A 26533-nucleotide genomic window follows, 5' to 3' on the forward strand; every position below is an offset into this window, starting at 1 on the left:
AGGGGTTCGCCGATCAGGGGTCGCCAGGCCGGTCAAAGCGGGCGGCCCTTCGGCGTATGCGGGGTCAGGAACCGGCGAGGGCCGGCGCCTTGCGGGCTGCCGGACGGCGGCGCTGACGCGGGATCGAACGGCCGGTACGCGGGTCGCCGGCGGAGCGGATGGCGTGGATCGCCTGCCGCTGCTCGCGGTTCGTGACGATGCGCCCGCGCTTGCCGTTGCGGCCGCAGAGCTCGGGGTTGTCGCTGAGGATGCGGCGGAGCCAGGTGAGGCTGCATCGCAGCACGTAGGCGGTTTCCTGGGCGGTCATGTACTCCTGCTCCAGGTCGGCGGGGGGGACGGGCGTGCCGTACCGCTGGGACTTGGTGAGCACGGGGTTAGGTCCTTTCTTCTGGGGGTGGGTCCTCGGTGGGGCGAGGGCGCGTGAGCCGCAGGCGTTCGTCGGTCGCTTTGAGGGCGTCGCGGAGGCGCTTGTACGGCTTGGGGCCCATGTGTCTGCGGGTGCCGTTTTCGAGGTGGCTGACGTAGCGGGGGCTGATTCCCGCCTGTCTGGCCAGCTCGGTTTGGGTGAGCCCCGCTTGCATGCGCTCCTTGCGGATCGCGTCCCCGTCGACCTCGAAGGTCGTCGGTTGGTGCATGCTTCGAAGTTAGCGTGAGTTCGTCTCGCTGTCCACGTCTGAACGCCACTAAGTTCGTCTAAGTTCGTCGATCCGTGGCGGCGGGGATCGTCTTGGATCTTCTTGATTCAGTGAAAACCGGCCGTTTACCCTGGTGGAACTGGTTGGAACTGAGCGGCACTGGCACTATGTCGACATGGCAACCCGCGATCTCGACCGCCTTGCGAAGTACGTCAAGGCCCACCGGCTTGAGCTGTACTCCTCTCGTGACGCGGCAGCCGCTGCCTCCGGAGTCACGAAGGACACCTGGCAGCGCGTCGAGGAGGGGCGGCCGGCGCGCGACTCGTCCTACGCCAAGATCGACAAGGCGCTGCGCTGGGCACCCGGGAGCTGCGTCGACATCGCTGAAGGCAAAGAGCCGGCGCTCGTGGCCCAGGCGTCCGGCGCTGCGGTCGATACGGGTGCAGCCGGCGGGATGGCGTTCGATGAGGAGCTGGCGCGCAAGGCCGCATTCGAGGCGGCTCGGGCGAAGATGCCGTCAACTACGCCAATTGGGGCGATTGACGACTTTGTTGAGGAGTTCGTGGAGGTCTTGCGAAGGTCTTTTCGTGTATCGAAGGGCGTCTGATCAGGGACGATCGGACGTGCAACCTTTTTGTCGTTACCGAAACGTGACCTTCCGGGCTGATGAATCCTCAACAACCCCCTCCCGATCCCGTGTTCGCCATGTCACGCTTGCAGCCACCCCGGGGAGGTCCCAGAGGAAAAAGGGGGACCGGTGAGTAGTGCCATCTTTCTGGATCTCGGTCCGGGCATCGACGGATACCAGACCAAGATCGCCGGTAAGAAGGTGTGTGTCCTGTCCTCCAGGGCCGCCCGAGACCGCGTCATTCAGGGACGCGTGAGGCAGTTCATGAAGGGCCAGGGAGAAGACTGCAGAACCTGCGCCGCCTGCCCCATCGGACAGGCATCGTAGGAGCAGTCACAGAGGAAGCGGTCGGCGGAAGGGGTACCCGCCACCGACTTCCCGCACAACCCGCACACCCTGGGGGGCAGATGCCGTCTGTCGAGACGCGAGGCAACTCGATCCGCGTGAAGTGGTGGGGCGGCGAATACCACCTCGACGATGCCGGGAAGCCGACAAAGCGCAAGAAGTACGAGAGCGCCAGCGGGCCAGAACCGGGAGTCCCGTTCCAGGACGAGGACGAGGCCTACAACTTCGGCCTCGACCGCGAATCCGACGTCCGCAACAACCGCCACCGCCCCAAGTCCAAGCACATGGACGTCGGCGATTACTGCGACCTGTGGTTCAACTCGATCGAACTGCGCGTGCGGTCGCAGAACAAATACGAGTCGATCCTCAACGCGGTGATCAAACCGTACTGGCACGCGTGGACAGTCGCCCAGATCACGCCCGTGGACTACGACCAGTTCAACAGGTACGTGACCAAGCGGTACTCCGAGAGCTACAAACAGTCCATCCTCAGCGTGTTCCGCATGCTGATGGATGACGCCGTCCTCAAGTACAAGCTGCGCGACGAGTCGCCCATCATCAACCAACGACGCCGCGGCCGGTTCGAGAAGAAGCAGACCCGCCGCGTCAAGCGCGAGCTACCCATCGAGGCCGTCCACCAACTCGCGGTCAACGCCTACCACGTGTGGGGATACGCCGGCTGGGCCCACATCTGGACGCTCGCCTTCACCGGCATGAGGCCGCCCGGCGAGACGTGGGGAATGCAAAGAGGCTTCACGTCCGTGCACTGGCCCGCCGCCGACCCGGATAGGGAACGACGCCAAGAGGCCGAGCATCGGTACAAGGGAATGCATGCGCTGCGCGTGCAGCACCAGATGTACTACGCCGACGGCAAGCCAACACTGGCCGGCCCGAAGTACGACAGCTACCGATCTCTCGTGATTCCGCCATTCCTTCATGAACAACACGAGGTGCTGCTGGCTTCTCACGACAAGCCGTTCTTGTTCGTGTCGCCCACGGGCAAGCCGATGTTGAGCGTCGGCTTCACCAAGAACTACTGGTACCAGATTCGCGATGGCCGCAACGAGGTGAAGCCCGAGCGCGGCGGGCCTCGCGTCGCGCGCACGACGCTGCCGGCCGTGGTGGAGATGGCGGGGCAGGACATCTACCGGTTGCGGCACTGGCACAGGGCGCTGCTGGATGAGCCGGGTGCGGACATTGCTGAGGTGGCGAAGGAGGCCCGGATGGGGCATGAGCTGCCGGGCATGGTCGGCGTCTACACCGAGGTGACGCGGTCGATGGAGCTGCGGGTCGTGGAGTACCTTCAGGAGGTGTGGGAGAAGCGGGTTGTGGCGCGGGGGCTGTGGGTGCCGCCGTTTCCCACACGTCTCCCAGATGATCTTTTCGAGGGGGCAAAGCCGCTGTTCAGCGGGCTTCCTCGGCTTGGTCTTGAATGACACCATGTGTCAGTGAAGTCCAGCCGACTCGTCTCGATCCTGCTGCTGCTCCAGACCCGGGGCCGGATGACCGCCGCCCAGCTCGCCGAGGAGCTGGAGGTGTCGGTGCGCACGGTCTACCGGGACACCGAGGCGCTCGCCGCCGCCGGGGTGCCGCTGTACGCGGACGCGGGCCACGCCGGCGGCTACCGCCTCCTCGACGGCTACCGCACCCGCCTCACCGGCCTGACCCCGGGCGAGGCCGAGGCCCTCTTCCTGTCCGGCGTCCCCGGACCCGCCGCCCAGCTGGGGCTCGGCCCGGTGCTCGCCGCGGCCCAGCTCAAGGTGCGCGCCGCCCTCCCGGCCGAGCTGCGGGACCACGCCGACCGCATCAGCGGCCGCTTCCACCTGGACGCGCCCGGCTGGTACACCGACGCCGACGACACGCCCTTCCTGCCCGCGGTCGCCGACGCCGTCTGGAACGGCCGGGTGCTGCACGTGACGTACCGCCGCTGGCGCGAGCCGACCGACGTCGAACGCCGCCTCGAACCGTACGGACTGGTCCTCAAAGCGGGCCGCTGGTACGTCGTCGCCGGTCCGGGGCCGCGCACCTTCCGAGTCGACCAGATCCTCGAACTCGCCGCCACGGGTGAGGGGTTCGAGCGCCCAGGCGACTTCGACCTGGCCGCCTACTGGGCGGCCCACCAGCGTGACTTCCTGTCCCGGCTGCACCGTGCGCAGGCGGTGGTCCGGCTCGCCCCGGGGGTGGCACTGGCGGGACCGGCCGGGGACGCCGTACGCGCGAACGGCCGCACGGACGAGGACGGCTGGACCGTCGCCACCGTACCCATCGAGTCCCTCGACCGGGCCCACGGCGACTTCCTGCGCCTGGGCACCGGCATCGAGGTGCTCGAACCCGCCGAGCTGCGGGACCGGATCGCGGCGACCGCAGCCGAACTGGTCCGCCGCTACGGCGATTGAGGGGCGCGTCCCGACAGGGCCCGCCCCTCGACCGCCGAGGCTCAGCCCACCGTGCAGGACTGGTCACCGATCTTGAACGCGGTCGGTTTCCCGTTCGTGCCGGTCCAGCTCCCGGTGAAGCCGAAGCCCACCGACGAGCCCGCGGCCACCGTGGCGTTCCAGCCGACGTTCCTCGCCGTCACCGTTCCGGCGGCGGTGGAGGCCTCGGCGTTCCACATCTGGGACACCGTCTGCCCGTTGGGGAAGCTCCAGCTCAGGGCCCAGCCGTTCCAGGCGCTCCGCCCGGTGTTGGACAGCTGTACGTCGGCCTGGAAGCCGCCCGACCACTGGTTGGTGATCCTGTACGTCACCGCGCAGGCGCCGGTCGGCTGCGGCTCGGGGTCGGGGTCGGTGCCCCCGCCGCCCCCGTCACCGGTGTCGGAGGTGTCGCCGTAGATGATCCCCCGGCCGTTGGTCCCGATGTACACCCGGCCGTAGACGCGCGGGTCGCCGGTGATCGTGGCGCCCGTCCAGCCCCACTGGTGGGCGTCGTCGTTGATCCGGGTCCAGGTCGCGCCCTTGTCGGTGGAGCGGAAGATGCCGCGCACACCGCCGATCCTCGCGCTGGTGTAGAGCGTCTGGTACGAGGCTCCCGGCGCAGCCTTGCCGAAGCCGATGGTGTCGGCCTGCTCGACGTTCGCCAGCCTGGTGAAGCTCGCCCCGCCGTTCACGGAGTGCCACAGGCCGTACGCGCCGTCACTCGCCCCGCCCGCCAGCCACACGTCGCCCTTGGTGCCGGGCAGCGCCTTGAAGCGGACGCTGTCGCCGCTGGGCAGGCCGGTCGCGGCGGAGGCGGTGAAGGTCGCGCCGCCGTCCGAACTGACGTAGAACTTGCCGGACTTGAAACCGTAGAACACCTTCGGGTCGACCCGGTCGGCCTCGACGACCGCGCCCGCCGGGATGCCGGCCGACGCCGACCAGGAGGTGCCGAAGCCGGTCGCGTAGTGGACCCCGGCGCCCTGCGGGCTCCACACGAACCGGCTGCCGTCGGCCGCCGCGGCGACCGTGCCGCCCCCGCTGACGCCCGAGGGGTCCTGCCCCGCGAACCAGTTGGCGCCGTTGTCGGTGGAGAACGCGATGTGCGGGCCCGAGTCCAGGTTGCCGACCCGCACCACCGTGGCCGGGTTCGTCTCGGCGAAGTCCAGGCTGGTGGTGGAGGTGAAGTTCGGCGAGGTGTACATCATCGCCGGCACCTTCGTCAGGTCCGTGTGCCGGAAGCCGCCCACGTCACCGAGCGCGCTGAGCAGCGGGGCGCCCGACGGGGGAGAGGCCAGGTCGTTGACGGCCGTCTCCTCCAGGCCCTGCACCATCGGCTTGATGGTGAACTGGCTTCCGCTGTCCCAGTCGGTGAGGTTCTCGGTGCCGTAGATCGTGGCGCCGGTGCCGTACATCATCCGGTTCGAGTCGAACGGGTCGATCTCCAGCGACTCGGTCATCCACCCCAGTTTCGGCGTCTGTTCGGGAGGCGACGGGTTCGCGCCCCAGGTCAGCCACGGCGACGACGACACGTCCATGGTGAAGCGGTTCGAGCGGTTCGGGTACGACGTGTAGTCCCAGGCCTTCGTCCAGGTGGCGCCGCTGTTCGTCGAGCGGAAGATCTGGGTGTCCGGCCACCAGGAGCTGTACGCCGTCGCCATCACCGTGCCCGGCTTCTGCCGGTCGACGGTCAGCCCGCTGAACCCGAAGTAGGTGTCGGCCTCGGCGACCGGGCTGATGTCGGTCCAGGTGCCCGTCGCGGTCGCGTACCGGTACAGCCGGCCCTTGCCGCCGTCGTACGGGCCGCCCGTGTCGCTGTAGGCGAGATAAAGATGGCCGTTCGCCGCGTCCAGGACGCCCTTGTGGGCCAGGTGGCCGGTGGGCTGCCCGGCCACGCGCTGCCAGGTCGCGCCCGCGTCCGTCGAGCGGTAGACGGCGTTGTCCTTGTCGGCCACACCGACGTAGATCGTCTTCGTGGCGCTTCCCGCGGTGCCGGTGGACTCGTCGAAGGTGACCCAGACGATGCCCTGGTTGTCGCTGTTGTAGCCGGAGGTGTCGCTCGGATCGGCCACGTAGTTGCCGGCGTTGGGGAAGTTCGCCACCTGCGACCAGGTCACGCCCGAGTCCGTCGACCGCCACAGCCCCTTGCCGCTCGGCGCGCCCAGGTAGAGGACGCTGTTGCGGTTCGGGTCGACCGCGAGTCGCTCGCCCATGCCGCGGCCGGGCATGTTGCCGCCCAGCTTGAACGGCAGGTTCGTCTTCTGCCAGGTCGCGCCCCGGTCGGCGGAGCGCATGACCGCGCCGTTGCCCGGGTCCCAGCCGTTGGTGTACGTACCCACGGCCGCGTACACCCGGTTCGGGTCCACCGGGTCGGAGGCGAGGCTCACCACGCCCGTGTGCCCCCAGTCGTCCCAGCCGACCGAGTCCAGCAGCGGCGTCCAGGTCCGGGAGGACTCCACCCAGCGGTAGGCGCCGCCGATGTCGGTGCGGGCGTAGGCGAGGTTCTTCTCCTTGCGGTTGAAGACGATGCCGGGGACGAAACCGCCCCCGTCGATCCGGGCGTTCTTCCAGGTGTAGGTGTCGGCGGCGACGGCCACCGGTTCGCTCGGGGCACTCGCGGCCGGGCCGGGCGCGCCGACCGCGGCCGGCGCGCCCGCCAGCAGGCCGGCCGCGAGCGCGAACACAGCCGTGAGGATGCGGGTTCTTCGCACGGTGGGGATCCTCTCCTCATGGGGGTGGAAAGGCATGGGGAGACCGGGCGGCCCCCGTGCGGGAGGGGGCCACCCGGCCGGTCGGCCTCGCCGTCAGGTGACGAGACCACGTACACGGAACTCTCAGGCGTCTTCGAGGAGGAGGCGTACCTCCCGAAGGGCCCGGCGGGGGCTATTCAAGGAGCTCCGCGTACGAGCCCATGGCGAGGGCGATGTCCGCCTGCGCCCAGAACCGGTGGTACGTGAAGGACGGCACGGCACCGCCCGCGAGGTACGACTCGATCTTCGACCAGGCCGGGTCGTCCTCGTAGAAGGAACGGATGGACGCGAACGTCGACGACGAGTTGATGGCGTCACCGTTCGGCATCGTGCCGGTCCAGCCGCTCGGCACGTACACGGGGTCGTCGAAGCGGCTGTAGTCGGTGCGGTTCTCCGGGACGGCGATGCCCAGGGCGTCCTGGTTGTTCTTCCACATGCCGTCCAGCAGGGCCTTGGCCGTCGAGGCCGCCTGGGTGTCACCCGAGCGGTCCGCGTAGTACGTCAGCGTCTTGGCGTACGCCGCGGCCACACCGACGTCGTTGGTGTAGTCGACCACGGACACGTGCAGCCCGTTGTTGGCGCCGGGGCTGGAGGCGTTCCAGTTGTCCGGCTGACCCGACCAGGCGAGCGTCGAGGGGATGCGGAACGTGCCGTCGGGGTTGACCGTCGTCTCCGACAGCGCCCAGTCGACCCACTTGTCGAGCACCGCCTTCGCGGCGGCGTTGCCCGTCTGCTGGTAGTACTCGGCGACCCGCTCCATCGACCACGCCTGGAAGCCGAACCACTGGTTGGACGGCGGGTCGTGGTAGACGGGCTTCTCGTCGTAGTACATGCCGTAGAACGTCGAGGTGCCGGCCGGCGGAGCGGCGTACCGGCCCGCCCAGCTGTTGGTCGCGCCACCGGCGATCGCGCCCTCGCTGGACTGCAGCCAGCGGTAGAACTCGATCTGCCGCGTCAGCGACCGCGACCAGTCGGCCGTGCCCGTGGCGGACTTCGGCTTCAGCGGGTCGTAGGAGCTGAGCGCGTACGCGGCGAGCGGGTTCTGGTAGCCGCCGTGCGCGTGGCTGGAGCCGATGCGCCAGGCCCAGCCCGCCGAGGTGTCGGTGGCACCGCCCCAGGCGTAGTACCAGGACAGCAGGTAGTGCGAGGCGTCCTTGCCGGTGCCGGCCGGGCAGGACGGGCTGGTGCAGTTGCCGATCTTCTTGAAGTACTTGTCGTACATGGCGTAGCGCAGGTAGTCACCCATCTTCGCGGCCTTGGTGACGGTCGCGGAGACGGCCGAGCCCTTGCCCTGCTGCTTGGCCCACACATCCGCCCAGTAGGCGGCCTGCACCGCGCGCGCGTCGGCGTCGGGCGCGTTGGTGAACTTCCACTGCCTGGCGTAGCTGGAGTCACCGGTGAACAGGTCCAGATAGCCGTTCCTGCCGCCGTACTTGAACGCGTCGCAGGTCGGCTGCGGGACGGTCTCCCACACCGACTCCTGCGGGCCGCGCTGGAAGGTGTTGATGTAGGACGGGCCGGTGTCCGTCGGGCCGGCCTCGCACTTGCCGGGCGAGTTGCCGTAGCCGTAGACGTTGTCGACGTCCTGGATCCAGTGCATGCCGTACACGTCGTCCGTGCCGTACGCGGACTTCAGCTCGCCCGCGATCGGGTCCGGGCCGACCGAGACAGCCGTGTCCAGCCGGGACGGGTACTGGTTCACGTTGTCGTACTCGGGCGCGTACGTCGCCGGCTTGGAGGCGTTGTAGAAGGAGTTCGTCGGCTGGTCGGCGTGGGTGGGGATCATGTACTTCTCCATGATCTCCCAGGCGCCGTTGAACTTGGTCCAGTCGCCGGTCACCTTGCCGTACATGGCCTGCAGCCACAGGAGGTAGCTGTACGCCTCCGAGGTGGTCTCATGGCCGTGGTCGGGCGCCTCGACGATCAGCGTCTCCACCGAGTGGTAGGGGATGCCCTCGGGGGAGAAGTAGCCGTTCGCCGGGTTGGTGATCTTCCCGTACAGCTCCAGGAACCGGGCGTCGTACTCCTTGGTCGCGCCGATCTGCGTGACCGTGACCGTGGCCTTGGCGTGCCCGGTGGCCGTCGAGTCGAAGGTGGCCGCGCCGGTCCCGGAGGAGTCGGCGGTGATGGTCACCCGCTGCGCGGTGTTCCAGTTCTGCGGGGTGAAGGTCAGGCTCGCCCCGCCGGTCACCGTCAGACCGGTGTTGCCGCCCGTGCGGGCCGTGGTGACGGTGACGTTCGAGGCGGGCTGCGTGGACAGCTTCACCTCGTACGTGCCCGTCCTGCCCTGCTGGACCGGCAGTTGGGTGGGCGTCGCGACCACGGACGGCCCGGCGGCCACCGTGATGCCGACCGGTGTGGAGTCGGCGGACGCGCCCAGGCTGTCGTACGCCTTCGCCACCAGCGAGTGGTTGCCCACGGCCAGGTTCGAGGCGGACAGGGTGAACGGCGAGCTGGTGTCGGTGCCGAGCAGGGTCGTGTCGTCGTAGAACTCGACCTTGGTGATGTTGGCGCCGTCGGCCGCGGCGGCGGTCGCCGCGAGCGGGACGGCGTTGCCCTGCGTGTACACCGCGCCCGCGGTCGGGCTGGTCAGCACGGCGATCGGCGGCTGGTGGGCGCCGGCGCACGTGGTGCCGTTGATCGCGAAGGACGTCGGTGCCGCGTTGCTGCCGCTGTACGTGAACTGGGCACCGGTCGACACCGCGGCTCCGGCGGCGATCGTGCCGTTGTAGCTCGCGTTGCGCACCGTCACGGACTGGCCGGACTGGCTCCAGGTGCCGTTCCAGCCGTTGCTCAGCCGCTGGTTGCCCGAGTAGCCGTAGGTCAGGGTCCAGCCGTTGATCGGGTCGGTGCCCCGGTTGGTGATGGTGAGGTCCGCGGTGAAGCCGGACCCCCAGTCGTTGGTCTTGTAGTCGACGCTGCACTGAAGTGCCGCTGCCTGGGCGGGAGTCGAACCCGTGCCCAGCATGGTCAGGGGAAGCGCCAGAGCAGCGACGACGGCCGTCCACAACCGTCGTACGACTCTGCGCCTGCGAGGGGGATGCACGTGCTGGTTCCTCCTTGCGGCTCGGAGTAAGAAGTCAAGGCTTGAACCAGTGGGAGCGCTCCCATAGTGAAGACGCGGCGCATTCCGGTCAAGGTGTTTGAAGAGTCGAAAAGATTCGACGAGGGCGATCGGAGAAAAGTCAAGCCGATCCCCTGTCTTTTACCGGCACTTGGCGCTACCTTCCTTCGCACCAGTGGGAGCGACTCCACCAGTCGACGCGTGCCGTCCCGACGCGTCCGAGCTGCAAGGAATCGCTCATGCGACACCCCCCGCGTTCAGCTCTTTTACACGCCGGCTCCACCGTCACCGCCCGTTCGGGCACCGCGGCGGTTCCGGTGGTCACGGCGTCCGCAGCGGTGCCCGCCGACCCGGCGGGCGACCTCACCGCCCTTCGGCACGCCTGCGGTTCCAACTCCTTTGCCGATCAGAGCTGTTGGGGTATGCGCGGTTCCAGGCCCGCCCTGATCACCGGATACGACGGCACGCCGACGTCTTTCGGCATCGGGCTGCACGACCGCCTGCGCGGCCTCAGCCCGTGACCCCCCATCAGCAACCCCCCATCCAAAGAAGGAAACCCGCACTCATGAGCCGTACCAGAACTGCGTTGCTCGCCGCCCTGGCGCTGACCGCCGGAGCCTCCGGGACGGCGCTCGCCGTCGTACCCGGGGACGCCGGTGTCGCCGCCGTGCCCTGCACGGTCGACTACAAGGTGCAGAACGACTGGGGCAGCGGCTTCACCGCCGCCGTGACCGTCACCAACAACGGGGCCGCCAAGTCCTCGTGGTCGGTGGGCTGGTCCTACGCCGGCAACCAGAGGGTCACCAACGCCTGGAACGCCAGGGTCACCCAGAGCGGCGCCGCCGTCACCGCCGCCAACGAGTCGTACAACGGCACGCTGGCGACCGGCGGTTCGACGAGCTTCGGCTTCCAGGGCACCTACAGCGGCAGCAACGCGGTCCCGGCGACCTTCACCCTCAACGGGGTGACCTGCAACGTCGACAGCGGCGGCCCGACCGACCCCGGCCCCACCGACCCGGGCCCGACCGACCCCGGCACTCCCACCGGCCGGGTCGACAACCCGTACGCCGGCGCCAAGGTGTACGTGAACCCCGAGTGGTCCGCGCACGCCGCCGCCGAGCCGGGCGGCAGCCGCATCTCCAACCAGCCCACCGGTGTGTGGCTGGACAGGACCGCCGCGATCAACGGTGTCAACGGCGGGATGGGCCTGCGCGCCCACCTCGACGAGGCACTGCGGCAGAAGGGCACCGGCGAGCTCGTCGTCCAGCTCGTCATCTACAACCTGCCCGGCCGCGACTGTGCCGCGCTCGCCTCCAACGGCGAGCTGGGCCCGACGGAGATCGACAAGTACAAGACGCAGTACATCGACCCGATCGCCGCGATCCTCGCCGACTCCAAGTACCGCGGCCTGCGGATCGTCACCACGGTCGAGCTCGACTCGCTGCCCAACCTGGTCACCAACGTGACCCCGCGGGCCACCGCCACGCCCAACTGCGACGTGATGAAGGCCAACGGCAACTACCAGAAGGGCGTCGGCTACGCCCTCAACAAGCTGGGCGACATCCCCAACGTCTACAACTACCTCGACGCCGGCCACCACGGCTGGCTCGGCTGGGACGACAACTTCGGCCCCTCCGCAGACATCTTCAAGGTCGCCGCGACCACCGAGGGCGCGACCGTCGCCGACGTGGCCGGGTTCATCGTCAACACCGCCAACTACAGCGCGCTGAAGGAGAACAACTTCAAGATCACGGACACGGTGAACGGCACGTCCGTGCGCCAGTCCAAGTGGGTCGACTGGAACCGCTACGTCGACGAGCTGTCGTACGCGCAGGCCATGCGCGAGAAGCTGGTCTCCGTCGGCTTCGACTCGAAGATCGGCATGCTGATCGACACCTCCCGCAACGGCTGGGGCGGCAGCGCACGGCCCACCGGCCCGGGTGCCACGACCAGCGTCGACACCTACGTCGACGGCGGCCGCTACGACCGCCGCCTCAACACCGGCAACTGGTGCAACCAGGCCGGCGCGGGTCTCGGCGAACGGCCCAAGGCCGCCCCCGAGCCCGGCATCGACGCCTACGTCTGGATGAAGCCGCCGGGTGAGTCCGACGGCGCCAGCTCGGCGATCCCGAACGACGAGGGCAAGGGCTTCGACCGGATGTGCGACCCGACGTACACCGGCAACCCGCGGAACAACAACAACCTGTCCGGCGCCCTGCCGAACGCCCCGCTCTCGGGGAAGTGGTTCTCCGCGCAGTTCCAGGAGCTGATGCGCAACGCCTACCCGCCGCTGTCCTGACCGGGTGACCGACGCGTGCTCCGCCGGAACCGGCCCGCGCCGGTCCCGGCGGAGCACGCCGAGACCCCCCGTTTTTGCGGTTACGGCAACAGAAGTGGCCTCTCCCCGGTGCGTCGGCGCAGGCTGATGGCATCCGGAGGAGAGGCTGACCACCATGGCGCACCACCACGACCACGACCGCGCTCACGACCACGCGCACGACCACGGCGACATCGACTGGGCCGAGATGGGCCCGCTGCTGGAGTCGCAGGCGGAGGTCTTCACACCGCTGTACGAACACGCCCTGGCGTGGCTCGCCAAACGGCAGACGGACCCCGGCCTGGTGGTGGACGCGGGCAGCGGCCCGGGCGTGGTCGCGGGCCTGTTCGCGGAGACGTTCCCCGGCGCCCGGGTCGTCGCCGTCGACAGCACCGAGCCGCTGCTGGAACGGGCCCGCGCCCGGGCCGAGCGGCTGGGCGTCGCGGACCGCTTCGGCACCCTGGCCGGCGAGCTGCCCGCGGTCCTGGGCGACCTCGACTACCCGGCCGACCTGCTGTGGGCCAGCCGCAGCCTGCACCACCTCGGTGACCAGCGCGCCGCGCTCGCCGCGTTCGCCGGGCATCTCGCGCCCGGCGGCACCCTCGCCCTGATGGAGGGCGGCCTGCCCGCCCGCTTCCTCCCGCGGGACATCGGCTTCGGCCGTCCCGGCCTCCAGGCCCGCCTCGACGCCCTGGAGTCGGAGTGGTTCAGCCGGATGCGGGCGTCCCTGCCGGACACGGTCGCCGAGACGGAGGACTGGCCCGCCCTGCTCACGGCAGCCGGCCTCAAGCCCACCGGCACCCGCACCTTCCTCCTCGATCTGCCCGCGCCGGCCCCCGACCGCGCCCGCGCCTACGTCGCCGCCCACCTCACCCGCCTGCGCGACGGCCTGTCTGACGACCTCGACCCCGACGACCGTGCCACCCTGGACCGCCTCCTCGACCCCGCCGACCCGGCGAGCGTCCACCACCGCCCGGACGTCTTCGTCCTGGCGGCCCACACGGTCCACACGGCGACCCGGATCGGGTGACGGGGGCCCGGTACGCGGCGAGCACCTGGAGGCGCGGGGGCCTGGAGCCGACGACGCCCCGGCAGCCGCAGGGCCGCCGGGGCGTCGCAGGTGTACGGGAAGTGAGGGCTCAGGCCATCTCGAACGTCGCCGGGTTCGGGCCCAGGCGGCGGTCCTCGTTCAGGGCGCTGATCGCGGCCAGGTCCTCGGTGTCGAGGGTGAAGTCGAAGACGTCGATGTTCTCCCGGATACGGGAGGGCGTCACCGACTTGGGGATGACGATGTTGCCGAGCTGGAGGTGCCAGCGCAGGACGACCTGGGCCGGGGTGCGGTCGTGCTTGCGGGCGATGGCGACGATCGCCGGGACCTCCAGCAGGCCCTTGCCCTGGCCGAGCGGCGACCATGCCTCGGTGGCGATGCCCTGCTCGGCGTGGTACTCGCGGGCGGCGTGCTGCTGCAGGTGGGGGTGCAGTTCGATCTGGTTGACCGCGGGGACGACCGAGGTCTCCGCGATCAGGCGCTCCAGGTGCTCCGGGAGGAAGTTGGAGACGCCGACGGACTTGACGCGGCCGTCGGCCTGGAGCTTCTCGAACGCGCGGTAGGTGTCCAGGTAGAGGTCCCGGGACGGGGTCGGCCAGTGGATCAGGTACAGGTCCACGTAGTCCAGGCCGAGCTTCTCCAGGGACTCGTCGAAGGCGCGCAGGGTGGAGTCGTACCCCTGGTCGCTGTTCCAGAGCTTGGTGGTGACGAAGATTTCCTCGCGCGGGACGCCGGAGGCCGCGATGGCCTTCCCGGTGCCCTCCTCGTTGCCGTAGATCGCCGCTGTGTCGATGCTGCGGTACCCGGCCTCCAGCGCGGTGGCGACCGCCCGCTCCGCCTCGTCGTCCGGCACCTGCCAGACGCCGAAGCCCAGCTGGGGCATCTCGACGCCGTTGTTGAGGGTGATCGGGGGGACCTTGCTGCTCACGAGCTCTCGATCCTTCGGTTGTCGTCAGGTGGTACTCACATGGTCAACGATCACATATGGCCCGGCATTCCTGACGGGAAACGCGGCGATCGGGTTCACACCCGGTACAGCGCCTCCACCTCCGCCGCGTAGGCCTTATCGATCGCCTTGCGCTTCAGCTTCAGCGACGGCGTGAGCAGGCCGTGCTCCTCGGTGAAGGGCTGCGCGAGGATGCGGAACGTCCGGATGGACTCGGCCTGCGAGACGAGCGTGTTCGCCGCCACGACCGCTCTGCGGATCTCCGTCTCCAGGTCCGGGTCGCGCACCAGCTCCGCGAGGTCGAGCTGCGGCTTGTTGCGCATGGCCAGCCAGTGGTCGACGGCGTCCCGGTCCAGGGTGACCAGGGCGGCGACGAAGGGGCGGTCGTTGCCGACGACGACGCACTGGTGCACCAGCGGGTGCTCGCGGACGCGCTCCTCCAGCGGGCCGGGCGAGACGCTCTTGCCGCCGGAGGTCACGAGGATCTCCTTCTTGCGGCCGGTGATGGTGAGATAGCCGTCCTCGTCGAGCTGGCCCAGGTCGCCGGTGGCCAGCCAGCCGTCGTGCAGGGTCTCGTCGGTGGCCTTGGGGTTGTTGAGGTAGCCCTGGAAGACGTTCGGGCCGCGCAGCCAGATCTCGCCGTCCTCGGCGATGTGCACGGTCACGCCGGGCACGGGCTGCCCCACGGTGCCGTAGCGGGTGCGTCCGGGCGGGTTGGCGGTGGCCGCGGCGGTCGACTCGGTCAGGCCGTAGCCCTCGTAGATCTGCACGCCCGCGCCCGCGAAGAACAGCCCCAGCCTGCGGTCCATCGCCGAGCCGCCCGACATGGCGTTGCGGATCCGGCCGCCCATCGCCGCGCGGACCTTGGAGTAGACGAGCTTGTCGAAGAGCTGGTGCTGCATCCGCAGCCCCGCCGACGGTCCGGGCCCCGTACCCCAGGCCTTCTCCTCGACCGCCTCGGCGTAGCGCACCGCGACCTCGACGGCCTTGTCGAAGGGCCCCGGCCGGCCCTCCTTCTCGGCCTTGCGGCGAGCCGCCGCGAACACCTTCTCGAAGATGTACGGCACGGCCAGGACGAACGTCGGCCGGAACGCGGCCAGGTCCGGCAGCAGCGCGGCCGCGTCCAGCCGCGGCTGGTGCCCGAAGCGCACCCCGCCGCGGACCGCGGCCACCTCCACCATCCGGCCGAACACATGCGCGAGCGGCAGGAACAGCAGGGTCGCCGCCTCGTCGCCCCGCTTGGAGTGGAACACCGGCTCCCAGCGCGCGAGCACGGTGTCCGCCTCGAACATGAAGTTGCCGTGGGTGATGACACAGCCCTTGGGGCGGCCGGTCGTGCCCGAGGTGTAGATGACCGTCGCCACCGAGTCGGGCGTGACCGCGTTGCGGTGCCGGTGCACCACGTCGTCGTCCAGGTGCGCCCCGGCGTCGTACAGCTCCTGCACACAGCCCTCGTCCAGCTGCCACAGCCTGCCGAGGCGCGGCAGCCGGCCGATGACCGTCGCGATGGTCATCGCGTGGTCCTCGTGCTCCACGACCGCGGCGGTCACCTCGGCGTCGTACAGCATCCAGAAGCACTGCTCGGCCGACGAGGTCGGGTACAGCGGCACCACCTGCGCGCCGATCGTCCACAACGCGAAGTCGAACAGCGTCCACTCGTAGCGGGTGCGGGACATGATCCCGACCCGGTCGCCGAACCGGACGCCCTGCGCGAGCAGCCCCTTGGCGAGGGCGAGCACCTCGTCGCGGAACTCGGCCGCGGTCACGTCCCGCCACTGTCCGGCCTCGTCCTTGCGGCCGAGCGTGACGTGGTGCGGGTCCTTGGAAGCGCGCTCGAAGACGACGTCGGCCAGACCGCCCACCGGCGGTGCCGACGCCGACGGAGGGTTGGTGAACTCGCGCAAACCCGCTCCCTCGATGTGGCGCTCCGCACAGCGCCGTGAAAGCTACCCCACGGCTCCGGACGGCGGGAGGGCCCGCGAACCGGACGGGTGTTCAGGTCCGAGCCGGTCAGCGAGGGAAAATGCGCGCAGATGGGGAGGGGCCGGACAGATTCCTGACGATCCAGTAAGTTCCGGGACCGCAATCTCCACGGAATCTGTACGACCCGAGCATCCGGTTCCGCGACAGGTTTCGCGTCCGGTTCCGCGACCGGTTCCGCGCCTCCCGCCACTCTGGGCCCGCCCGGGGCGCGGCCCGTCCCGCCGAGGCACGGTCCGCCCCCGCCCCGCCGTCACCCCGAGGCACGGTCCGCCCCCGCCCCGGCCGTCACCCCGAGGCGCGGGCCGGCCTCTCCTCCGTCAGCGCCGCCGGGGCCGAATCCGTCACTCCGCCCGCCCGGACGGGCGCCGGGCGGACCAGCGCCAGCACCAGCAGACCCGCCGCCACGCCCAGCACCCCGGCGAACACCGCCGTCGTGTTCAGGCCCGACACGAACGCCGCGCGCAGCGTCTGCTCCGAGAACCCGCCCCGCAGCGCCTCCGCACCGCCGCCCGCCAGCGTGTGCGCCGCCTCGCGCGGCAGGTCGTCCGCCATCCGCGAGGTCAGCACCGTCCCGAACACCGCGATCGCGAGCGCGTACCCGAGCTGCCGGAACGCGTTCACCGCACCGCCCGCCATCCCCGACAGCTCCGGCGGTACGGCGGCCAGCGCGGCCCCCGCGATGCCCGGAGCCACCAGACCGGTGCCCAGGCCCACCAGCAGCAGCCCCGGCACCAGCGCCGACGCGGTCGAGCCCGCGTCCAGCAACGCCATGCAGAAGTGACCAGCGCCGATCAGCACCAGACCGCCGCCGACCGTGAACCGCGCGGGCACCCCGTGCAGCAGCCGTCCCCCCGCCGCGGCCACCACGAACGCCGCCAGCGACAGCCACAGGAACACCAGGCCACCGCGCACCGGGCTCATCCCCAGCACCGTCTGCAGCCAGATCGACGTGTACGCCATCAGCCCGAACGCCGCGCCGGTGAACGCGAGCCCGCCCAGCATGACCCCCGTGAAGGCGGGCCGCAGGAACAGCCGCGGGTCCAGCAGCGGATCGGCGGCCCTCAGCTCCACCACGACGAAGCACACCAGCGCCACCGCCGCGAGCCCGAACGCGGCGAGGGCACCGCCGTCGCCCCAGCCGTCCTCACCGGCCCGCACCGCCCCATAGGTGAGCGCGCCCGCGGCGCAGGCGAACAGCGCCGTGCCCGCCCAGTCGATCCGCCGGCCCGCCGCGCCCTTCGACTCCGGCACCGCCCGCAGCGTCAGCCACACCGCGGCCACGCTCACCGGCAGGTTGACGTAGAAGATCCACCGCCAGCCCGGCCCGTCGGTGAGCAGCCCGCCCAGCACCGGGCCCACCGCGGCGGCCGCCCCGCTGACCGCGCCCCACACGCCGAGCGCCACCGACCGGCGCCGCCCCTGGTAGACCGAGCCCAGCAGCGGCAGCGTCGTCGCGAGCATCGCCGCCGCGCCCACGCCCTGCACCCCACGCGCCGCGACCAGCACACCCGGCCCGGACGCCAGCCCGCACAGCAGCGACGCCGCCGCGAACAGCACCACGCCCGCCGTATGCACCCGCCGCCGCCCCAGCACGTCGGCCGCGGCCCCCGCGCCCAGCAGCAGCGCGGCCAGCGCCAGGGCGTAGCCGTCCATCACCCACTGCAGGTCGCTCAGCGACGCGTCCAGCGCACCCGCCATGTCCGGCAGTGCGACGACCACGATCGTCACGTCCAGCAGCAGCATGAACGTGCCCAGGCACACCGCTGTCAGCGGCCCCCACGTCCGCCCCCACGTCCGCCCCCACGTCCGCATGTCCCACTCCTCGTCGAGTCGTGTCCGTTTCCTTGTCGCTCCGTACGATGGGCGGTGTGCGGCGGATCGCTGTGGAAGGAAGCCGCTGCCCGGCGGAATCCGACCAAGAGGCTTGCCATGGAACTGGAATCCGACATCTTCGACCCGCTCGACCTTCAGATCCTCGACGCCCTTGAGGTCAACGGCAGGGCCTCCTTCAGCCGGATCGGCGCGGTGCTCGGGGTCTCCGACCAGACCGTCGCGCGCCGCTACCGGCGGCTGTGCGCCGAGGGCGGGCTACGGGTCGTCGCCGTCCGGGACGCCGAGCGGCTCGGGCAGGACCAGTGGACGCTGCGGCTGCGCTGTGTGCCCGACAGCGCGCTCACCATCGCCGACGCGCTCGCCAAGCGGGCCGACACCAACTGGATCGGGCTCGCCGCGGGCGGCACGGAGATCGTCGTCGGGACGCGCCCGCGCAGTCCGGGGGACCGCGACGACCTGCTCCTGGGAAAGCTGCCACGGACTCCTCGCGTCCTCGAGATCCGGGCGCATCAGGTGCTGCACCGCTTCTACGGCGGTCCCACGGGGTGGCTGCGCAAGTTCCGCGTCCTCGGTGACGACCAGGTCGCCGCACTGCGGGCCGGGCACCCTGCCGTCGAGGGGCCCGCGCGGATCTCCGCCGAGGACGAGCCGTTGGTGCAGGCCCTGGAGCGGGACGGGCGTGCCACGTATCCCGAGCTCCAGCGGGTGACCGGGCGGTCCGAGTCGTCAGTGAAGCGACGGCTGGACTCGCTGCTCGGGTCGGGGGCGGTGTACATCGACATCGAGTACTGGTCGGAGGTGCTGGGTCATCCGATGGCCGCGGTGCTGTGGATCACGACCACACCTTCCGCGCTGACCTCCGTCGGGGAGGCCCTGGCCGCGCACGACGAGGTCGCCCACGCGGCGGCGACGGCAGGGCCCAGCAATATCGTCGCCACGGTCGTCGTGCGGTCGACCGCCCATCTCTACGACTACCTCAGCGGGCCTCTCGGGAGGCTGGAAGGCGTGCAGCACGTGGAGGCCTCGCCGTTTCTCCGGCGGGTGAAGCAGTTGACGTACCGCCGTACCTGACCGGCCGTTCGCCGTGGCCGATCGCGGCCCTACGGGCGCACACCGCCGGCCAGTACGGCGCTGGCGAGCGCCTCCGCCGGCCCCTGCGCCGCGCTGCGGCGGGAGCCGGTGAGCAGGACGAAGTCGACCTTGCCGAGGGGAGGCAGCCCCGCCCTGTCCGGTACGCGGACCAGGCCCGGCGGGATCAGGCCGCGGGAGTGGGCCATGACGCCCAGGCCGGCTCTCGCGGCGGCGATGAGGCCGTTGAGGCTGCCGCTGGTGCACGCGATCCGCCACTCGCGGCCCTCCCGCTGGAGGGCCTCCAGGGCCATGGCGCGGGTGATTCCGGGCGGCGGGTAGACGATCAGCGGCACCGGGCGGTCGGGGTCCAGGCGCAGGCGTTCGGCGCCGATCCAGACCAGGCGGTCGTGCCAGACCAGGCGCCCGCGCGGGTCCTCGGCCCGGCGCTTGGCGAGGACCAGGTCCAGTTTTCCGGCGGCGAGCTGCTCGTGCAGGGTGCCGGAGAGCTCGACGGTCAGTTCGAGGTCGACCTCGGGGTGGTCGTGGCGGAAGCGCTCCAGGATCTCCGGGAGCCGGGTGAGGACGAAGTCCTCGGACGCGCCGAAGCGCAGCCGGCCGCGCAGCCGGGTGCCGGTGAAGAACGCCGTCGCCTGATCGTGCACCGCCAGGATCCGCCGGGCGAACCCGAGCATCGCCTCGCCGTCCTCGGTCAGCTCCACCGAATGGGTGTCCCGGGTGAACAGCGCCCGCCCGGTGGCGTCCTCCAGGCGGCGCACGTGCTGGCTCACCGTCGACTGGCGCAGCCCCAGCCGCCGGGCGGCCTGTGTGAAGCTCAGCGTCTGGGCCACGGCGAGGAAGGTGCGCAGCTGGGCGGGGTCGTACATGGCCCCGAGGCTATCGCCGTTCGTGATGACAGTCAGTGCGGTGTACGGGATTCCCGATCACGGCCGTGCGGAGCAGGATGGAGGGGAGCCGACCCTCGGCCTCTGCGGCCCACCGAGGACGAGGGCCCACCGACCACGACGGCTCTCCGAACACCACGAGCACCACGCACCACGCACACCACGTACCACCGAGCACCACGCACCACCGAGCACCACGTACCACCGAGCACCACGTACCACCGAGCACCGAAAGCGGAGCACAGTGAAGCGCCTGCGATGGCCGACCCGGCTGCCGATCGACCCGTACGTCCTGCTCCTGCTCGGGACGGTGGGCCTCGCGGCGCTGCTGCCGGCCCGCGGCACCGGCGCGGAGGTGGTCGACCATGCGTCCACCGCGGCGATCGCGTTCCTGTTCTTCCTGTACGGGGTGAGGCTGTCCACCCGTGAGGCGCTGGACGGACTGAAGCACTGGCGGCTGCACGTCACCGTGCTGGCCTGCACGTTCGTGATCTTCCCGTTGCTCGGGCTGGCCGCCCGCGGCCTGGTTCCGGTGCTGCTGACCCAGCCGCTGTACCAGGGCCTGCTGTTCCTGACGCTGGTCCCGTCGACCATCCAGTCGTCGATCGCGTTCACCTCGATCGCCCGCGGCAACGTGCCCGCCGCGATCTGCGCCGGGTCCTTCTCCTCGCTCGCCGGCATCGTGATCACGCCGCTGCTCGCGGCCTCGCTGCTGGGGTCCGGCGTGGGCGGGTTCTCGGCGGACTCGGTGACGGAGATCGTGCTGCAGCTGCTGGTGCCGTTCGTGGCGGGGCAGTTGCTGCGCGGCTGGGTGGGCGGCTTCGTCGCCCGGCACAAGAAGGTACTGGGCCTGGTCGACCGGGCCTCGATCCTCCTGGTCGTCTACGCCGCCTTCAGTGAGGGCGTGGTCCAGGGCATCTGGCACCAGGTCAGCCCGCTGCGGCTGGGCGGACTGCTGCTGGTGGAGGCCGTGCTGCTGACGGTCATGCTGGCGCTGACCTGGTACGGCTCCAAGGCGCTGGGCTTCGGCCGTGCGGACCGGATCACGATCCAGTTCGCGGGCTCCAAGAAGTCCCTGGCGTCCGGGCTGCCCATGGCGAGCGTGCTGTTCGGCGCGCATGCCTCGCTGGCCGTGCTGCCGCTGATGCTCTTCCACCAGATGCAGCTCATGGTGTGTGCGGTGATCGCCAAGCGCCGCTCGCACGACCCGGTCGAACCGGCCGGCGGGCATTCCCCGGCCGCAGCCTCACGAACCGCGGCCGATACAGCGCCACGTCAGCGCTGATCCGCGCCGCCGCGTCCGTCGGCTCCAGCCAGTTGACGTCATAGCTGAGCACCAGCCGTCCGCCGCCGCTCAGCGCGGGGTGCGCCCGCGAGGCGGGCGGCCCCGATGCCCCGCAAGTCGGCCGTGGTCATACGCCACGGGGTCGCGGGGCGAGGGCCGATAACGTTCTGGCATGACCGCACCCACCGCACCCCACGCGCTCGATCCGGCGCGCACCGCCCTGGTCCTCGTCGACCTGATGGACCGCATCGTCGCACTGCCCCTGGAACCCCACACGGGGAGAGAAGTCCTGGCCCGCTGCGAGGAGCTGGCCGCCCGCTTCCGTGCGGCCGGGGCGCCGGTGGTGCTCGTCAGGGTGGAACGGCCGGGCGTCACCGAGCAGCCGCCCGGCAGCGATCTCGCGCACGGGCTGCTCAGGGACGGGGACATCGAGATCGTCAAGCGCACGATCGGCGGCTTCCACCTCACCGGACTCGACGACCGGCTGCGCGGCCAGGGCGTCGAGACCCTGGTCTTCGGCGGTATCGCCACCAACCTGGGCGTGGAGTCCACCGCCCGCGCCGCCGGCGACCTCGGCTACGAGCTGATCTTCGTCGAGGACGCCATGACCGCGTTCACCGCGCCCGAGCACACGGCGTCGGTGACGCTGGACTTCCCCCGCCTGGGCACGGTGGCGCCGGCGGCGGAGATCGCCTTCCGGAAGGACTGAACCACGGGCCGGGCCTCCCTCGGACGGCGCCCCCATCAGCAGCCGCGCGGGGCCCGGCGGACCCGGCAGGGCCCCGGCGGCGCTGGGGGCGCTCCGCGACCGGCCCGGGGTCCCGCCGTCCGTGCGGCGAGGGGCCCGGTCAGCCCTGGGCGGCCGGGGCCGGCAGGGCGATGCGGTCCTCACCCGTGTACACGTTCATGGACCCGCCCCGCAGGAAGCCCACCAGGGTCAGCCCCGTCTCGGCGGCCAGGTCCACCGCGAGCGACGACGGCGCCGACACCGCGGCCAGCACCGGGATCCCGGCCATCACGGCCTTCTGCGCCAGCTCGAACGAGGCCCGTCCCGACACCAGCAGAACCGCCCGCGACAGCGGCAGACGGTCCTCCCGCACCGCCCGCCCGATCAGCTTGTCGACCGCGTTGTGCCGCCCCACGTCCTCGCGTACGTCGAGCAGTTCGCCGTCCTCGTCGAACAGCGCGGCCGCGTGCAGGCCGCCCGTCCGGTCGAACACGCGCTGGGCCGCGCGCAGCCGGTCGGGCAGCGCGGCCAGCAGTTCGGGCGTGACCCGCAGCGCGGGCGTGTCCGCGATCGGCCAGCGGGCCGTCGTACGGACCGCGTCGAGGCTGGCCTTGCCGCACAGCCCGCACGAGGACGTCGTGTAGACGTTGCGCTCCAGAGTGATGTCGGGGACCTGGACGCCCGGCGCGGTCCGCACGTCCACCACGTTGTAGGTGTTCGAGCCGTCGGCCGTGGCGCCCGCGCAGTAGACGATGTTCAGCAGGTCCGCCCCCTCGGCCAGCACCCCCTCGCTGACCAGGAACCCTGCCGCGAGCGCGAAGTCGTCGCCCGGGGTGCGCATGGTGATCGCCAGCGGCCTGCCGTTGAGCCGGATCTCCAGGGGCTCCTCGGCGACGAGCGTGTCCGGGCGGGTGGAGACGGCCCCGTCCCGGATGCGGATCACCTTGCGTCGTTCCGTGACTCGTCCCATGTGCCCATCAGCCCCGGTTCTGTACGTGCTGGTGGCCGAAGCGGCCCTTGATGCAGACGTTGCCGTGGGCCACCGGGCGGTCGTGCGGCGAGGTGACCTCGACGATCTCATTGTCCTGCACGTGCGGGGCGAGGTCGCAGCCCGCTCCGCGGTACGCAAGGGGGGAGGGCAAGGGGACGCCTGGCGGCCCTCGCCCGGTCGCTCCTCTGACAGAAGCCGACAACGCCGGCCCGGGAATCCTGTGAGATCGCCTGCCGGGCTACCCGTGAGTCACTGACAAGACTGGTGAATCCCGCAACCGAAGTACGCAACCGAAGTACGCACCCGAAGTACCCGACCGAGTACGCCACTGAAGTACCCGACCGAGTACGCCACTGAAGTACGCCACAAGGGGGACCGCCAGACATGAACGGCTCGCGCATCGCCGCACTCGGCCACTACCAGCCCGCACGGGTGCTCACCAACGAGGACCTGGCCGGCATGGTCGACACCAGCGACGAGTGGATCAGGAGCCGCGTCGGCATCCGCACCCGCCACATCGCCGGCCCCGACGAGCCCGTCGACGAGCTGGCCGCCCACGCCGCCGCCAAGGCGCTGGCCGCGGCGGGACTGACCCCGGCCGACATCGACCTCGTGCTGGTCGCCACCTCCACGGCCGTGGACCGCTCCCCGAACACGGCCGCCCGCGTCGCAGCCCGGCTCGGCGTCCCGCGGCCCGCCGCCATGGACGTCAACGTGGTCTGCGCGGGCTTCACCCACGCCCTGGCCACCGCCGACCACACGGTCCGCGCGGGGGCGGCCCGGCGTGCGCTGGTGATCGGCGCCGACAAGATGTCCGCGGTGACCGACTGGAGCGACCGCAGCACCTGTGTCCTCGTCGGCGACGGCGCGGGGGCCGCCGTGGTAGAGGCATGCGCTCCGGGTGAGGAGCCGGGCATCGGGCCCGTGCTGTGGGGGTCGGTGCCCGAGATGGGGCACGCCGTGCGCATCGAGGGGGAGCCGGCGCGGTTCGCGCAGGAGGGGCAGAGCGTGTACCGGTGGGCGACCCAGCAGCTGCCGCCGCTGGCCCGGCAGGCCTGCGAGCGGGCCGGCCTCACGCCCTCCGACCTGGCGGCGGTCGTGCTGCACCAGGCCAACCTGAGGATCATCGAGCCGCTCGCCGTGAAGATCGGCGCGGTCGACGCGGTCGTGGCCCGCGATGTCACCGAGTCCGGCAACACCTCGGCCGCGAGCATCCCGCTGGCCTTCTCCAAGCTGGTGGAACAGGGAGCCGTCACGGCCGGCGACCCGGTGCTGCTGTTCGGCTTCGGCGGGAACCTGTCGTACGCCGGCCAGGTGGTGCGCTGCCCCTGACCTCAGGGGCATGTGAAGCGGCCCGCGGGGCGCTTCAGCCGTTCATGGCCCGCCCATCGGGCGCCGTCCCATCGGCCCGTAGACTGTAGACGAAATCCAATCCACGCATCCGATCACGCAATCCACGTAATCCGGTCCACGACATCCACGCAATCCGATCCACACCGGCGTTCCGGGTGCTGTGCACGGCCGTCCTGCCGAGAGGAGGGGACCGCGATGCTGTCGACAGGACTGCCCCAGGGGGCGGTGCCCAGGCTGGAGCGGCCCGGGCCGCTGCGCGAGCGGGTCTACGAGGCGCTGCTCGAACTCATCAGCGCGCGCGTCCTCCAGCCCGGCCGGCATCTGGTCGAGAGCGAGCTCGCCGGGCACCTCGGGGTGTCCCGCCAGCCGGTGCGCGAGGCGCTGCAGCGGCTCAACGCCGAGGGCTGGGTCGATCTGCGGCCCGCGCAGGGCGCGTTCGTGCACGAGCCGACCGAGGAGGAGGCCGACCAGCTCCTCACCGTACGCACCCTGCTGGAGGCCGAGGCCGCGCGGCTGGCCGCGGCGAACGCGGGGAGCGCAGGCGTGCGGGTGCTGGAGGAGCTGTGCGCGCAGGGGGAGCGGGCCGTCGCCGCGGACGACGCCGACGCCGCAGTCGCCCTCGACGCCCGATTCCACGCCACGATCATGGAGCTGGCCGGCAACACCGTGCTCGCCGAGCTGGCGGGACAGGTCGGCCGGCGGGTGCGGTGGTACTGCACGCCGGTGGTGCGGCAGCGGGGCGAGCAGTCCTGGATCGAGCACCGGGAGCTCGTCGCGGCGATCGACGCGGCGGACGAGCAGCGCGCCGGGCGTCTGATGCGGGAGCACACCGAGCACACCCGGCGGTCCTACCGCGCGGAGGGTTCTTCCTGAGGGACGCTTCCCTAGGACTGTTCCGCCGTAACGCCGTGCCGGGCCTTGTGTTCTCGCGACCGCGGGTCGTGTGCGGTCGATCGCTCAGTTCCCCGTGCCCCTGAGGGGCCTGCTCCCAGCCTCTCCTCCACGACCAGCATCGCCGTCAGTACGCCCACCAGTGCCAGGAGCTCCGTCAGACCGCCCAGGGCCATGCCCAGCGGGGCCGCGGCGAGAGCGGCTGGGGCCGCCAGCAGGCGGTAGCGGGCCGGGTGCAGACGCAGGACCGTGCGGAACGCGGCGTCGCCGGCGAGGAAGAGGGCGACACCGCCGGCCAGCGCCAGGGCGGGACCCGTGCCGAGATGGCCGGTGAGGTGACCGAGGGTCTTCTTCACCCCGGCGGCGAGGAAGGCGATGCCCAGCAACATCGGCAGGAAGGCGTAGTAGTAGGCGTTCATCGCCAGGCGCCAGCGCGCCGCGGTCGGCGTCGACCGGAACGCCTCCTCGGCCAGCTCCTCGTCCCGCACGAAGTACGTCCACCACAGCCCGACCGCCACCGCCAGGGAGAGGAACGCCCCGCTGAGCATCCCCGCCGTGAGCGGCAGATCGCCCACGCCGATGCCGATCGCGATGACCGACTCGCCGAACGCCACGATCAGCAGCAGCCCGTGCCGCTCCACGAAGTGCGCCGGATCCAGGCTGCCCAGCTGCACGCGCAGGGTGTCGCCGGCCCGCCCGTCGAGCCGCCGGGGCCCGTACTCGGCGACGAACGGCGTCACGAACTGCAGCACCACGGCCAGCACCCACAGCCCGTCCGCGGTGAGCCCGTCGAACAGCCCCGCCGCCGTCACCACCAGCGCGGCAAGGGCGTTGGGGACGCCGTACCAGACGGAGTCCAGGCCGTGCCCGCGGGTGTAGAGCACGGTGTGCACCACGACGACCCCGAGGAAGCCGAGCCCGAACACCACCCCGGTGTCCTCGAAGGCCCGCGGAATGGCCAGTGCGCACACCAGGAACGCCGCCATGCCCAGCATCAGCAGCAGCCGGCGCGAAGGCCGGTCCGGCGGTACCTGGTTGGTGAGATAGGCGTAGGCGCCGTACATCCAGAACAGAACGACCAGGATCAGTGCCGTACGACCGGCCGTCACGAAGGACAGGTCGTCGGCGAGCAGCACGGTCAGCTGGATCAGAGTGAAGACGAAGACGAGGTCGAAGAAGAGCTCCAGGGTCGTCACCCTGCGCCCCGGCCCCTCCACTGCGGTGTTCATGTACGCCCCCTGGATTGCCTCTGGCGCCAAGATCCTACGTGCACAGGGGGTTTGACCCCGTTCCGCGTGGGCAGCGGCATCCCTTTGTCCTCCCGGTGGAAAAAGTGGGGGCGATTCCTGCCCT

The 26533-nt window shown here is 70.9% G+C and carries 21 protein-coding genes and 1 pseudogene; 11 read left to right on the plus strand and 11 right to left on the minus strand.

Features of this window, described 5'->3' with window-relative positions:
* Positions 1-64 precede the first annotated feature (64 nt).
* Complete coding sequence (locus tag ACIGXJ_RS29810; protein ID WP_399651744.1) at positions 65-370, minus strand: DNA-binding protein; 306 nt, start codon at positions 368-370, stop codon at positions 65-67.
* A 4-nt stretch (positions 371-374) separates the two neighbouring features.
* Positions 375-635, minus strand: a complete 261-nt coding sequence (locus ACIGXJ_RS29815; protein WP_399651746.1) for a helix-turn-helix domain-containing protein — start codon at positions 633-635, stop codon at positions 375-377.
* A gap of 175 nt (positions 636-810) precedes the next feature.
* Between ACIGXJ_RS29815 and ACIGXJ_RS29820 the strand changes: the two genes are divergently transcribed.
* The 3 genes from ACIGXJ_RS29820 to ACIGXJ_RS29830 all read left to right on the plus strand — a co-directional run bounded on the left by ACIGXJ_RS29820 (position 811) and on the right by ACIGXJ_RS29830 (position 4004).
* Positions 811-1242, plus strand: coding sequence for a hypothetical protein (locus ACIGXJ_RS29820; RefSeq protein ID WP_399651749.1), 432 nt, complete (start codon positions 811-813; stop codon positions 1240-1242).
* Between the two features lie 428 nt (positions 1243-1670).
* Positions 1671-3044 carry an integrase gene (locus tag ACIGXJ_RS29825; RefSeq protein WP_399651752.1) on the plus strand — a complete coding sequence of 458 codons (1374 nt, stop codon included), beginning with the start codon at positions 1671-1673 and terminating at the stop codon, positions 3042-3044.
* Positions 3045-3056: 12 nt separating this feature from the next.
* Complete coding sequence (locus ACIGXJ_RS29830; protein WP_399651755.1) at positions 3057-4004, plus strand: helix-turn-helix transcriptional regulator; 948 nt, start codon at positions 3057-3059, stop codon at positions 4002-4004.
* Positions 4005-4045: 41 nt separating this feature from the next.
* Here ACIGXJ_RS29830 and ACIGXJ_RS29835 read toward each other — a convergent pair whose 3' ends face one another.
* Positions 4046-6730, minus strand: a complete 2685-nt coding sequence (locus tag ACIGXJ_RS29835) for a cellulose binding domain-containing protein (RefSeq protein ID WP_399651757.1) — start codon at positions 6728-6730, stop codon at positions 4046-4048.
* Between the two features lie 172 nt (positions 6731-6902).
* Positions 6903-9815 (minus strand): glycoside hydrolase family 48 protein, encoded by a 2913-nt coding sequence (locus ACIGXJ_RS29840; protein ID WP_399651760.1) that lies wholly within the window; start codon positions 9813-9815, stop codon positions 6903-6905.
* Between the two features lie 257 nt (positions 9816-10072).
* On the opposite strand from ACIGXJ_RS29840, the gene ACIGXJ_RS29845 reads away from it, so the two are divergent.
* The 3 genes from ACIGXJ_RS29845 to ACIGXJ_RS29855 all read left to right on the plus strand — a co-directional run bounded on the left by ACIGXJ_RS29845 (position 10073) and on the right by ACIGXJ_RS29855 (position 13180).
* Positions 10073-10354 (plus strand): hypothetical protein, encoded by a 282-nt coding sequence (locus ACIGXJ_RS29845; RefSeq protein ID WP_399651763.1) that lies wholly within the window; start codon positions 10073-10075, stop codon positions 10352-10354.
* Between the two features lie 44 nt (positions 10355-10398).
* Positions 10399-12132: a glycoside hydrolase family 6 protein gene (locus tag ACIGXJ_RS29850; RefSeq protein WP_399651765.1), complete on the plus strand. Its 1734-nt coding sequence runs from the start codon at positions 10399-10401 to the stop codon at positions 12130-12132.
* A gap of 154 nt (positions 12133-12286) precedes the next feature.
* Positions 12287-13180 (plus strand): class I SAM-dependent methyltransferase, encoded by an 894-nt coding sequence (locus ACIGXJ_RS29855; protein ID WP_399651768.1) that lies wholly within the window; start codon positions 12287-12289, stop codon positions 13178-13180.
* A gap of 109 nt (positions 13181-13289) precedes the next feature.
* On the opposite strand, the gene ACIGXJ_RS29860 is transcribed toward ACIGXJ_RS29855, so the two are convergent.
* The 3 genes from ACIGXJ_RS29860 to ACIGXJ_RS29870 form a co-directional block, all read right to left on the minus strand.
* Entirely contained in the window at positions 13290-14126 is an 837-nt protein-coding gene (locus ACIGXJ_RS29860; RefSeq protein WP_399651771.1) for an aldo/keto reductase, read from the minus strand.
* A 95-nt stretch (positions 14127-14221) separates the two neighbouring features.
* Positions 14222-16048: an AMP-dependent synthetase/ligase gene (locus ACIGXJ_RS29865; protein ID WP_399651773.1), complete on the minus strand. Its 1827-nt coding sequence runs from the start codon at positions 16046-16048 to the stop codon at positions 14222-14224.
* A gap of 364 nt (positions 16049-16412) precedes the next feature.
* Entirely contained in the window at positions 16413-17939 is a 1527-nt protein-coding gene (locus ACIGXJ_RS29870; protein WP_399651776.1) for an MFS transporter, read from the minus strand.
* Positions 17940-18056: 117 nt separating this feature from the next.
* On the opposite strand from ACIGXJ_RS29870, the gene ACIGXJ_RS29875 reads away from it, so the two are divergent.
* Positions 18057-19031 carry an Lrp/AsnC family transcriptional regulator gene (locus ACIGXJ_RS29875; protein ID WP_399651779.1) on the plus strand — a complete coding sequence of 325 codons (975 nt, stop codon included), beginning with the start codon at positions 18057-18059 and terminating at the stop codon, positions 19029-19031.
* Between the two features lie 29 nt (positions 19032-19060).
* On the opposite strand, the gene ACIGXJ_RS29880 is transcribed toward ACIGXJ_RS29875, so the two are convergent.
* Positions 19061-19915, minus strand: coding sequence for a LysR substrate-binding domain-containing protein (locus tag ACIGXJ_RS29880; RefSeq protein WP_399651782.1), 855 nt, complete (start codon positions 19913-19915; stop codon positions 19061-19063).
* A gap of 262 nt (positions 19916-20177) precedes the next feature.
* Between ACIGXJ_RS29880 and ACIGXJ_RS29885 the strand changes: the two genes are divergently transcribed.
* Positions 20178-21218 (plus strand): bile acid:sodium symporter family protein, encoded by a 1041-nt coding sequence (locus tag ACIGXJ_RS29885; protein WP_399651785.1) that lies wholly within the window; start codon positions 20178-20180, stop codon positions 21216-21218.
* A 172-nt stretch (positions 21219-21390) separates the two neighbouring features.
* Positions 21391-21927 carry an isochorismatase family protein gene (locus tag ACIGXJ_RS29890; protein ID WP_399651788.1) on the plus strand — a complete coding sequence of 179 codons (537 nt, stop codon included), beginning with the start codon at positions 21391-21393 and terminating at the stop codon, positions 21925-21927.
* 139 nt (positions 21928-22066) lie between these two features.
* Here ACIGXJ_RS29890 and fdhD read toward each other — a convergent pair whose 3' ends face one another.
* Both fdhD and ACIGXJ_RS29900 read right to left on the minus strand, forming a co-directional pair.
* The gene (gene fdhD, locus ACIGXJ_RS29895) at positions 22067-22915 is read right to left on the minus strand and encodes a formate dehydrogenase accessory sulfurtransferase FdhD (protein WP_399651791.1); all 849 of its coding nucleotides are present in this window, start codon (positions 22913-22915) and stop codon (positions 22067-22069) included.
* A 7-nt stretch (positions 22916-22922) separates the two neighbouring features.
* Positions 22923-23072 (minus strand): annotated as a pseudogene (locus ACIGXJ_RS29900) (Fe-S-binding domain-containing protein); the annotation flags it as partial.
* A 248-nt stretch (positions 23073-23320) separates the two neighbouring features.
* Here ACIGXJ_RS29900 and ACIGXJ_RS29905 point away from each other — a divergent pair.
* Both ACIGXJ_RS29905 and ACIGXJ_RS29910 read left to right on the plus strand, forming a co-directional pair.
* On the plus strand, positions 23321-24268 hold the full coding sequence (locus tag ACIGXJ_RS29905; protein WP_399651794.1) for a beta-ketoacyl-ACP synthase III: 948 nt from the start codon (positions 23321-23323) through the stop codon (positions 24266-24268).
* Positions 24269-24484: 216 nt separating this feature from the next.
* Positions 24485-25162 carry a GntR family transcriptional regulator gene (locus ACIGXJ_RS29910; RefSeq protein ID WP_399651797.1) on the plus strand — a complete coding sequence of 226 codons (678 nt, stop codon included), beginning with the start codon at positions 24485-24487 and terminating at the stop codon, positions 25160-25162.
* Between the two features lie 11 nt (positions 25163-25173).
* On the opposite strand, the gene ACIGXJ_RS29915 is transcribed toward ACIGXJ_RS29910, so the two are convergent.
* Positions 25174-26409: a low temperature requirement protein A gene (locus ACIGXJ_RS29915; RefSeq protein WP_399651800.1), complete on the minus strand. Its 1236-nt coding sequence runs from the start codon at positions 26407-26409 to the stop codon at positions 25174-25176.
* Positions 26410-26533: the final 124 nt, after the last annotated feature.

This window comes from Streptomyces sp. NPDC053367, assembly GCF_044545925.1.
Lineage (GTDB): Bacteria > Actinomycetota > Actinomycetes > Streptomycetales > Streptomycetaceae > Streptomyces.

Bases quoted from the DNA above. Each gene is read 5' to 3' on its own strand.
- ACIGXJ_RS29825 (WP_399651752.1), top strand. From the start codon at position 1,671: ATGCCGTCTGTCGAGACGCGAGGCAACTCGATCCGCGTGAAGTGGTGG.
- ACIGXJ_RS29910 (WP_399651797.1), top strand. From the start codon at position 24,485: ATGCTGTCGACAGGACTGCCCCAGGGGGCGGTGCCCAGGCTGGAGCGG.
- ACIGXJ_RS29815 (WP_399651746.1), bottom strand. From the start codon at position 635: ATGCACCAACCGACGACCTTCGAGGTCGACGGGGACGCGATCCGCAAG.
- ACIGXJ_RS29905 (WP_399651794.1), top strand. From the start codon at position 23,321: ATGAACGGCTCGCGCATCGCCGCACTCGGCCACTACCAGCCCGCACGG.
- fdhD (WP_399651791.1), bottom strand. From the start codon at position 22,915: ATGGGACGAGTCACGGAACGACGCAAGGTGATCCGCATCCGGGACGGG.
- ACIGXJ_RS29875 (WP_399651779.1), top strand. From the start codon at position 18,057: ATGGAACTGGAATCCGACATCTTCGACCCGCTCGACCTTCAGATCCTC.
- ACIGXJ_RS29890 (WP_399651788.1), top strand. From the start codon at position 21,391: ATGACCGCACCCACCGCACCCCACGCGCTCGATCCGGCGCGCACCGCC.
- ACIGXJ_RS29915 (WP_399651800.1), bottom strand. From the start codon at position 26,409: ATGAACACCGCAGTGGAGGGGCCGGGGCGCAGGGTGACGACCCTGGAG.
- ACIGXJ_RS29855 (WP_399651768.1), top strand. From the start codon at position 12,287: ATGGCGCACCACCACGACCACGACCGCGCTCACGACCACGCGCACGAC.
- ACIGXJ_RS29880 (WP_399651782.1), bottom strand. From the start codon at position 19,915: ATGTACGACCCCGCCCAGCTGCGCACCTTCCTCGCCGTGGCCCAGACG.
- ACIGXJ_RS29850 (WP_399651765.1), top strand. From the start codon at position 10,399: ATGAGCCGTACCAGAACTGCGTTGCTCGCCGCCCTGGCGCTGACCGCC.
- ACIGXJ_RS29870 (WP_399651776.1), bottom strand. From the start codon at position 17,939: ATGCGGACGTGGGGGCGGACGTGGGGGCGGACGTGGGGGCCGCTGACA.
- ACIGXJ_RS29820 (WP_399651749.1), top strand. From the start codon at position 811: ATGGCAACCCGCGATCTCGACCGCCTTGCGAAGTACGTCAAGGCCCAC.
- ACIGXJ_RS29845 (WP_399651763.1), top strand. From the start codon at position 10,073: ATGCGACACCCCCCGCGTTCAGCTCTTTTACACGCCGGCTCCACCGTC.